Origin of the sequence: Psychrobacter pacificensis (genome assembly GCF_900101915.1) — a bacterium.
In the GTDB taxonomy this organism is placed as follows: domain Bacteria; phylum Pseudomonadota; class Gammaproteobacteria; order Pseudomonadales; family Moraxellaceae; genus Psychrobacter; species Psychrobacter pacificensis.
Genome location: NZ_FNAL01000017.1, coordinates 57313 through 65172 on the forward strand (window position 1 = coordinate 57313; position 7860 = coordinate 65172).

Sequence of the window (7860 nt, forward strand, 5' to 3'; positions counted from 1 at the left end):
TATTTAACGCCCCGTCTATTTTTCAAACAATTCTTAGCTCGAGTTCACTTGGCTTACGTCTTAGCGTAATCTCGCAGCTTATCTATATAATCCGCCCAATCTTGCATCATCTTTACCCTAGTATCGATTTCATCAAGTCTGTTGTAAGCCCCGCCGTGCGTGTCTTTTATCCTGTGACCCAGCTGTAATTCTGTGACGATGTCTGAGTAGCGTAACTCTGGCTGTTCCATAAGCAAGGTTTTGGCCGAGGCCCGAAAGCCATGCGCGCATTGCACGTCTTTGTATCCAAGCCGGTGAAATATCTGTACCAGTGTGGCTTTGCTGATATAAGCATTGCTTGAACCGCGCATTGAGGCAAAGACATACTCTTTATGTCCTGTGATAGATTGAATGTTTCGTAATCGCGCAATCACTTGCGTCGCTAATGGCACGACTAAGTGCGACACCATGTCGTCGCGACCTTCGCCTTTGGTCGGGAAGAATGCCCATGTATCATTATCCCAGTCGATATCCTGCCAGCGCATAGAGCGTAAATCAATACTACGGACAAACACATAAGGCAATAAATTCATGGCTTCTAATGTAAGCTTGCTTGCCCCTTTAAAATTGGACATTTCATATAAAAGCGTCGCAAACTGATCGGGCTTGGTAATAGCTGGCAAGTGATTGCCTGAATTGGCAGGTGCCAACTCGCCACGGGTGTCAATCGCTACATTTTTATCGCATAATCCTCGTGCGACAGCGAATGAAAATACTTTTTCCGTATACAGCCGCGTACTGGCGCCAACGAAGGTCGCTTGATTGTCGTTATGTTGGATTGCTTCACACACACTTAATATCATCTCACTGGTGATATCATTCATTCTCAGATCGCCAATATCACGGCACATGTATCCCAAGCACAAATCCCAAAATTTGAGTGTCGACTCACTAAACGCAGGTTTTTTTGATTTGCTTTGCTGACGACTGGATGTTTTGTGATCTCGCCATGCTTGCGCAATGTCAGCGAACGTGGCGTTCTTTAGGTGAGCATACTTATTCACTTGCTCTTTTTGCTGTATGGCTTTAGGGTCAGAGCCGTTTGCGACCGTATTAAGTATGGTCTCTGCTTTGTACTTGACCTCATATAGACTGATGTCCTCAACCTTGCCGAGCATCATTCTGGGTCGCTTACCATCGACATGTGGATGAGAGTAGCGCAGGTAGTATTCTTTTTTACCGTTTGGATAGACACGTAGACTTAGACCCGCGATACCTGAGACACTGACCGAGTAATCCTTATCTCGACATTCAAGTTTATTGATATCATTTATGTTGTCGACAGCCATGTTCTTATCCGTAATTTTTATGAGGTAAATGCGTGATAGTTTATGCAAATTCGATAACTTATGAAAATACCCTCCTGTAAAAAGCCAAAGAGTATTTGGACACTGATATGGACACCGATATTTATTATGATAATATTACAGGCCTTTTATACAAAAGGATTTATGTGCTAATTATCCCCAAGGCTCACTTGGGGATAATTGTAGCATATTGAGGAAATAAGGAGTAGACCGCGCGCTTATTGGGTTGAGCACCGTTTTTTTGCTCATCATTTCGGCACATACTTGGAGGGATTTATAAGGCGAATCGTCCATTTGGTAAACGATAGCGCGGATTTATTAAAAAAAACACGGTCGCGTACACGCACAGAATATAAAAATCAGGGTCATAGTACTATTCTGTGCAAATCTGGAAGGTACTGTTTTAAGGTCTAATATCAGTGCAGGCACGTAAAACGACTAAAAGCCAATTTTCTAAGTATTCATAAAAACAAAACTCAGCAAGTCTATTGGTAAATTTAAAATAGGGCAGATAAATGATGCATAATAAGATAAACTGCCTCGTTCTCGTTGTGCGCGCGGCGTTTGGATTTAGCATCTATAAACCAAGTAGCGATGACCGAAAAGATAACTGAAAATTTATAAAAGACGATGGATATAAGGCAGCCTATTATGGAGCAAAAAAAATCACCCTATGGCACACAGACAAAATGGGGTAGAGCATAAGCCTGTCTTTATGCCGAGAGTCAACAGCGACAATCTAGTAAAAACAGACATGGTCAGATTTGAACGCCATGTGGGATTTGCGACCAGACAAAAGAAAAAATCTACCAATGATATGCATCAAGTCATTCGTAAAAAATACGGTTTTAAGCATGTTTTGGAGTTATCCAGTAAATCTGGCAATAAGCTGAGCTTTCCGCTGAGTCCGTTTAGTTTAAAGATCACTAACTATCGTTTATCCATTTATCTAAGAGTGAACTATTAGACTCCGTACTTATGAGCAGGTTTTTTCCTTATCCCAAATTTCACATTTGCTAGTAATAACCCCGACAATATCAATATCATTGCCAGCATTTTCCACCACGTTACAACTTCGCCCGTAAGCACTACGGACGTTGTCATACCGAATACCGGCACTAATAGAGCAAATGGCATAACCTTGGAGGCAGTATTTTGACTGAGTAGATGTGCCCAGAGTCCGAAGCCGACTAGGGTTGAGATATACACGATAAACCCAAGCGACAGCCACGACTTCATCGACGCTTCGGTAAAGGTTGCCAGCTGCCATGCATCGGTCTCAAATATAAGCGAAGATAACGTCAAAAACACGCAAGCGATCAGAGCGCCCCATGCGACCAGTGCAAGAGCAGACAAAGCAGAGGTTTTGTTTTTAACGGTGGTAGGTGCTGTTGCTGTTTTTTGTTGTGCCGCTTTTAAGGTCGCTTGTGCTGAGGCTTGCTTGGATGCAATGTTGCCAAAGCTCCAGCCCACTGCGGCAATCAAAATGCAGACAAATCCAGCCACAGGCATATCTCCGCCGAGATTGAGCGCAATCACACCAAGGCCCAATACCCCAACCATCATACCGATGACTTGCATGCGACTGACTGCTTCACCCAAGATAAAGTACGCCAACAACACAGTGATAAAAATTTGCATTTGTAGCAACAACGCCGTCAAACCCGGTGACGCACCTAGATGCATGGCCGTAAATACAAAGGCATATTGCATGACAAAGGTACCGATAGCATAGATGAGTAAGGTACGGTTAAAGGTAGGCGGTTTAAGAAAAAACACCAAGGGCACTGCGGTAAAGAAAAAGCGTAGGGCAGTGAGCATTAGTGGCGGGAAGCTCTCTAATCCCCATGCAATAAAGGTGAAGTTCACACCCCAAATAAAGGTAACCAGTACAGCCAGTGCAGTGTATATCGGGTTCATAGTGTCATCCTAAATAATGACGATCCATATGGAATGTCTCAACTATAGTTTATATGACCACAACAAACCCGATACAGTTTCACTTATGATGAACAAAGTGTATAGTCGCTCTTAGCGTGACAATTTTTTAGATTTTTATTATCAACGATAAGTACTTTTATCATGGTCGAAAACTACAAGCTCAATCCTAACTTAACAAAGACTGCTGCCGTCGCTGAATGGCTAAAGCAGCGCATTGATTGGCAAATTTACTTGCCCAACCAGCGTGTGCCATCGGTGCGAAAACTATCCAAACTCATGGGTATATCGAGCTTCACCGTTGTGCAAGCTTATGAGCAACTGGTGGCAACCAATGTCTTGGTCGCCAAGCCAAGCTCAGGCTATTATGTGAATGAGCAGACAAGACTAGTACCGCCCAACCGTGACAAAAAAGTTGCCCCCAAGCAGCCAGTCATAGATACTCGCTGGCTGGTACAGCAAGTGTCGAGCGATATTCCGCATCACCGATCCCCAGGCGTGGGCACGCTACCTAGAGACTGGATACGTAATGACAAGATGGAGTGGGCGATACGGCAGGTCACCCAGCAAGCAGACGGCTTCATCTATGACTATAGCGCGGTGCAAGGCTATTTGCCGCTGCGTCAGCAACTGGTGCAGCAGCTGAATGTGCTAGGTATGCAGACCTATACAGACAATGTCATGACCACCGCAGGCATATCACACGCCATTACTATGATTGCCCAACTATTGACTGAGGTCGGTGATACGGTGATGGTCGATGGGCCGGGCTGGTTTTGGTTATCGAGCTGTCTACAACAGCAGGGACTCAATGTTGTCGCGGTCGAGCGCGATCACCAAGGCCCCGATATTGAGCAGATGCAACAGCTGTTTGAAACGTATCATCCAAAGCTGTATTTGACCAACAGCGTGCTACACAATCCCACCTCTTATAATCTGCATCCTGCGCGGGCGCATCAAGTGCTTAATCTTATTCATCAATACGACGCGTATATTTTTGAGGATGACTTATACGCCGCGTTTTTGCCGAGTGGTCAAGTCCTGCGTTATGCTAGTCTTGACCAGTTCGAGCGCGTGTTTTATGCGACAGGATTTTCAAAGTCGATGTCATCAGGCTGGCGCGTTGGCTTACTGGTCTGTCCCGATCATTTCATTGATGATGTGCTGCGTATCAAAACCTTGAGTAATATGAGTACGCCAGAGTTTGGTGAGCGCGTGATTCACCACTTATGGACGCATGGTGAATACCGCAGGCAAATCAAAAAAGGCCAGCAGCAGTTATATCGTGCGCATGAGCGGATGCGCATAGCATTGCCTAAGATCGGACTTGTCTATCCTGAGCATACGCAGGCAGGCCTCTTTGTGTGGGTGGATACGCATCAAGACACCAGCCAGCTGGCACTAGATGCCTATAGCGATGGCTGGCTAGTGGCACCGGGGCATTTATTTCATCCAGATGCCAGTGCCTCAACCTATCTGCGCCTGAACGTATCGACGAGCAGTGATGCATTTTTGGCTTGGCTGGGCGATTATTTGAATCATTGACAATACCAGCCTGCCTGCTATGTCTGTTCAGCCTACGATGTCTTTACTTACAGTGAATATTTACCACCAATAGGTTGGATACTGGCTATTCTTACCTAGGTTGTTATGGCAATGGCCGTACCGACCGCCATTGCCATACTCCACCATTGAATACCAAATAGTGTCATAAATACAAGCCCTGTAAAGGTTGCGATAACATGTCCACCGATGACATTTCTTGGCCATGCAAAGGGGCTGGCAGAATAGGCAAAGATAAGTAAATAGCTGGCACCGAATGATCCTAGAAACATCATCAGTGCTAAACTATTGCGTACCACTGCAAGGATGCAGTAGCAAGTGTGCCACCAAGCCACTATCATCACCAGATGTTTATGATGCAATTAAAAGGTTATTGTGAGAAATGGGATGTCAAACCAGCAGAAGACGTTGCTAGGAGCTGTTTGGGATTTTTGACCGACTGGAGCTCATCAGAGGGTTTTCACGGATGTATGTTTATCAATGCGTGCGCCGAATATTAAGCTGCTGAGTCTATGCCGCATCAAATCGCCAATCAACACAAAAGGGAGGTTAGACAATGGTTATTTGCTCAGTTTGAGCGAGTAGGCGCTCATCACCCTCAGCAGAAAGCCGATACTTTATTTGTATGGGGTGAAGGCCTTATTGTGACAGCGCAAACCGATCAAAAAACCACTGCCACTGAATAATGAGCTTTTTATAGAATTAATAAAATAGCTTGTCTTAGGTATTGGCTGGTAGTATCGGTATTAGAACAGATGCTGTCGCCATGGTAAAGGAGGCATAATTGGACATCACCAACACTGACAATCAGTTTGAAATATACACCACCGATGATGGGCAAACGCAGATTGAGATTCGCCTAGAGCAGGAGACGCTGTGGCTGTCGCAAGCGCAAATGGCAACCTTGTTTGACAAAGATTCAGATACCATAGGACTACATCTAAAAAACATTTACAAAGAAGGCGAATTAGATCAAACAGCAACTACCGAGGAATCCTCGGTAGTTCGCCAAGAAGGGTCGCGCCAAGTACGCCGTAAGATTCGTTTTTATAATCTAGATGCCATTATCTCGGTGGGTTATCGGGTCAATTCCAAAAAAGGCACGCAGTTTCGGATATGGGCGACTCAGCGTTTGCGTGAGTACTTACTACAAGGCTATGCCATCAATGAACAACGCTTTGACAAAAACGCCGCCGAGCTACAGCAAGCCCTAGCCCTCATCAAAAAAACTGCCCAAAGCCCCGAGCTACACACCGATGAAGGGCGCGGACTCATTGAGATTATCAGCCGCTACACACAGACGTTTTTGTGGTTACAGCGTTATGACGAAGGCTTGCTCAATGCGCCAGTAGGACAGGCAGGCGGTATTCTGCCCAGTACAGTTGAGGCCATGGCAGCGCTCACGCATCTAAAGGCGCAGCTGATAGCACGAGGTGAGGCGACAGTATTGTTTGCCAAACCGCGCGGCGATGGCTTGGACAGTATCTTGGCGACATTAGAGCAAACGGTGTTTGGTGAGCCAGCTTATCCGACAATTGAGAGCAAGGCGGCGCATTTACTCTATTTTATGGTCAAAAATCACGTCTTTACTGATGGTAATAAGCGTAGCGGCGCATTTTTATTTATCGACTTTTTGCATCGCAATCAGCGCCTACTTGACAGTAAAGGCGATACAGTGATTAATGATACTGGACTTGCCGCGTTAACCTTATTGGTTGCTGAGTCTGACCCCAGTCAAAAAGAAACTTTGATCAAGCTAATTATGAATATGCTGTCGTTAGAAAACTGATAACGATTATAACTATGATTGGCTTTATTTTGTGATTCGTATCATCGTATAGAAAGACAGATATTAAGGATAGTGTCTGTCTTTCTATACGGTGATTGTTTATGTGGAGCAAGAAAGTATTCTATTGAGCAGTGCTAGATAGAATATCTTTAAATTCTAATAGCTAACAACTTAATCAAATAAGAGTTTATTTATGCTGTGATAGTATCATGGGTTCCATAAATAAATTACTCGAGATGTCTTATTTAACTTATGCGTACCTAAAGTCAGGTTCACGAGTTAACAGAGATGATTAGCTAGTAAAAACAATGCTCTATAGTGAGGAGGAAAATAAATGGTTCATGAACCTTAATATCTGACTTAGACTGTGTACCACAATTCTCATTTATTATAGAGTGTATATGAAAGTAGATAAGTATTCGAAGACTTGAGTCTACTTATCAAGAATTTTTCGATGATCACCCAAAAGATAGAGTGATATTTTGCCAGTTCAATAGCTTTGATAAACTTTCGTAGGTGCGCGTGATAAGAGCTCTGATATTATTATTTAAGGTAGAATGAACCTCACCGGGATTGTCGGAGACTCAACTTCTGAGAGATTACGACAATTAAAAGACAAACCTACACTCCTGAGATTAAAGAACGCACCGTTCACATGCTAATTGAAGCAGCGAGCGACTATCCCTGTGCGATTCACTATAAATACTCCAAAACAATGATACAGAGTTAATTACAAATAATAGAAATAAATTTATGAAGTATAAGAGAGTAAAATAAATATTGATGCAAACTAGGGTGTGTTGACAATTACCGTCAGAAGAAGTTCTCGATTAAGTGACGCCACTTGTACATTTCTTTATCGAAATCTCGTTGCTTTAAACGAGAGCGTTTAGGGGGTATGACCGCTTTGCTACCACGCTCTTCTAAGTCTAGCAGTAGCCAATCCGTGTCAAAGGCTCTATCAGCAAGCAATGCACCAAACTCTTTGTCTTTAATTAAAGGTTTAACGCCAGCCATGTCATGCTGTTGTCCTTTCAATAAAGTAAAATCAACAAGGTTGCCTAATGCATCAACCATTGCCATGATTTTAGTGGTCATACCGCCTCTTGATTTGCCAATTGCCTGATGACAAGCCCCCCTTTTGCGCCTTGTCCATGACGATGTACCTTAACAATAGTGCCATCAATCATGGCATACTCTAAATCTGAGTCATTCAGAGCATTA

General features: G+C 43.8%; 7 protein-coding genes and 1 pseudogene. 4 read left to right on the forward strand and 4 right to left on the reverse strand.

From position 1 onward, the window contains the following. Positions 1-53 precede the first annotated feature (53 nt). Positions 54-1328 (reverse strand): tyrosine-type recombinase/integrase, encoded by a 1275-nt coding sequence (locus BLR43_RS10175; protein WP_093070922.1) that lies wholly within the window; start codon positions 1326-1328, stop codon positions 54-56. Positions 1329-2019: 691 nt separating this feature from the next. Here BLR43_RS10175 and BLR43_RS10180 point away from each other — a divergent pair. After that, complete coding sequence (locus BLR43_RS10180) at positions 2020-2313, forward strand: DarT1-associated NADAR antitoxin family protein (protein ID WP_227517171.1); 294 nt, start codon at positions 2020-2022, stop codon at positions 2311-2313. Here the strand turns inward: BLR43_RS10180 and BLR43_RS10185 are convergent. Next, positions 2310-3266 (reverse strand): EamA family transporter, encoded by a 957-nt coding sequence (locus BLR43_RS10185; protein WP_071001563.1) that lies wholly within the window; start codon positions 3264-3266, stop codon positions 2310-2312. The genes BLR43_RS10180 and BLR43_RS10185 overlap by 4 nt on opposite strands. 162 nt (positions 3267-3428) lie before the next feature. On the opposite strand from BLR43_RS10185, the gene BLR43_RS10190 reads away from it, so the two are divergent. Beyond that, positions 3429-4829: an aminotransferase-like domain-containing protein gene (locus tag BLR43_RS10190; RefSeq protein ID WP_093070924.1), complete on the forward strand. Its 1401-nt coding sequence runs from the start codon at positions 3429-3431 to the stop codon at positions 4827-4829. Between the two features lie 95 nt (positions 4830-4924). Here the strand turns inward: BLR43_RS10190 and BLR43_RS10195 are convergent, their stop codons facing one another. Beyond that, the gene (locus BLR43_RS10195) at positions 4925-5122 is read right to left on the reverse strand and encodes an HPP family protein (RefSeq protein WP_227517172.1); all 198 of its coding nucleotides are present in this window, start codon (positions 5120-5122) and stop codon (positions 4925-4927) included. 237 nt (positions 5123-5359) lie between these two features. Here BLR43_RS10195 and BLR43_RS13630 point away from each other — a divergent pair, with 237 nt between their 5' ends. Both BLR43_RS13630 and BLR43_RS10200 read left to right on the forward strand, forming a co-directional pair. After that, entirely contained in the window at positions 5360-5533 is a 174-nt protein-coding gene (locus BLR43_RS13630; protein ID WP_156770951.1) for a hypothetical protein, read from the forward strand. Positions 5534-5631: 98 nt separating this feature from the next. Continuing rightward, on the forward strand, positions 5632-6636 hold the full coding sequence (locus BLR43_RS10200) for a virulence RhuM family protein/type II toxin-antitoxin system death-on-curing family toxin (RefSeq protein ID WP_071001565.1): 1005 nt from the start codon (positions 5632-5634) through the stop codon (positions 6634-6636). Positions 6637-7452: 816 nt separating this feature from the next. Here BLR43_RS10200 and BLR43_RS10205 read toward each other — a convergent pair. After that, positions 7453-7860 (reverse strand): annotated as a pseudogene (locus BLR43_RS10205) (IS5 family transposase); the annotation flags it as partial.